Origin of the sequence: Arenimonas sp. (assembly GCF_019459675.1) — a bacterium.
Lineage (GTDB): Bacteria > Pseudomonadota > Gammaproteobacteria > Xanthomonadales > Xanthomonadaceae > Arenimonas.
The window spans coordinates 1-1,511 of sequence record NZ_JAIBFH010000312.1 but is presented as its reverse complement, the minus strand read 5'-3'; the positions used below and the strand labels follow the sequence as shown (position 1 = coordinate 1,511).

Here is a 1,511-nt window from a genome sequence, read left to right as displayed (position 1 = left end):
ACAGGTCCATCTTGTGCTGCAGCGAATCGGGGATGGACATCGTGCGCACGTAGTCCCAGAACGGCGTGTCGCTGCGCTCGGTGGCATGGTAGTGCAGGATCAGGAAATCGCGGATCTTGTCGAACTCGAAGTGCGAGTGGGCGTTGAACTCGTCCACGTCCACCGCGTCGAACCCGGCGTGCGGGAAGAAGGCCGTCAGCCGGGCGATGCCCGACTGGATCAGGTGGATGGACGTGGACTCCAGCGGCTCCATGAAGCCCGAAGCCAGGCCGATGGCCACCACGTTCTTGTTCCAGAACTTGTTGCGCTTGCCGGTGGTGAAGCGCAGCGGCTTGGGCGTCATCAGCGCCTCGCCCTCCAGGTTGGCCAGCAGGGTGCTGGCGGCTTCGTCGTCGCTGATGAACTGGCTGGAGTAGACGTAGCCGTTGCCCACGCGGTGCTGCAGCGGAATGCGCCACTGCCAGCCGGCGGTGCGCGCGGTGGAGCGGGTGTAGGGCGTCAGCGGGCCGCTGCTGGCGCACTGCACGGCCATGGCGCGGTCGCAGGGCAGCCAGTGGGTCCAGTCCTGGTAGCCGGTGTGCAGGGCCTGTTCAATCAGCAGGCCGCGGAAGCCCGAGCAGTCCACGAACAGCTGGCCCTCCACGCGTTCGCCGCTTTCCAGCACCACGGCATCCACGAAACCGTCTTCCGGGCGCAGCGTCACCTGCGCCACTTTGCCTTCGGTGCGGCGCACGCCGCGCGCCTCGGCGTAGCCGCGCAGGTAGCGCGCGTACAGGCCCGCGTCGAAGTGGTAGGCGTAGGCGATGTCGGCCATGGGCGAGTTCGGCCGGTCGGTGAGCGCCGGCATGAACTTGTTGGCGCGCGCGGCGGCGGTGTTGATCGAATAATCGTCCAGCGGGCCGGCCTGCCCGGCCTGCCGCAGCTTCAGCCAGTGCTGGTAGAAGGGAATCACGCCCAGGTCCTGGCCGATCTTGCCGAAGCCATGGATGTAGCTGTCGCCCAGGCGGCCCCAGTTCACGAACTCGATGCCCAGCTTGAACGAGCCCTTGGTTTCGCGGATGAAATCGTTCTCGTCGATCTCCAGCGCCTGGTTGAACAGCTTGATCATCGGGATGGTGGCTTCGCCCACGCCCACCGTGCCGATGTCCTCGGATTCAATCAGCCGGATACGGTGCTGGGGGCCGAGCACCTTCGACAGCGCCGCTGCCGTCATCCAGCCGGCGGTGCCGCCTCCCACGATCACCACGTCGCGAACCTGCCCTTCCATGCCCTGCTCCTGAGTCCCTGCCGCGCCCCAACGGGCGCCGCCTGCCGATGCTTCCACGCCGCGTGCCGCGTTTCAATCCAGCACGTACACCACCGCCGAGCGCGCCGGCACGGTGAAGGTGCCGCTTTCACGCGCGAACCGGGCCTCCCGCGCCCGGGGGTCGCCCGCGGTCGCGGCCCCCCCCCCCCGGGGGAGCGGGGAGGGCGGCCCCCCGGGCGCCGGGCCGGTGGCGGGTGGGGGCGGC

General features: G+C 68.8%; 1 protein-coding gene. It reads right to left on the bottom strand.

Features of this window, described 5'->3' with window-relative positions; all coding sequences use genetic code 11:
- On the bottom strand, positions 1-1,267 hold a 1,267-nt coding region (locus K0M70_RS10645; protein ID WP_290781842.1), incomplete at its 3' end, for a tryptophan halogenase family protein.
- Positions 1,268-1,511 lie beyond the last annotated feature (244 nt).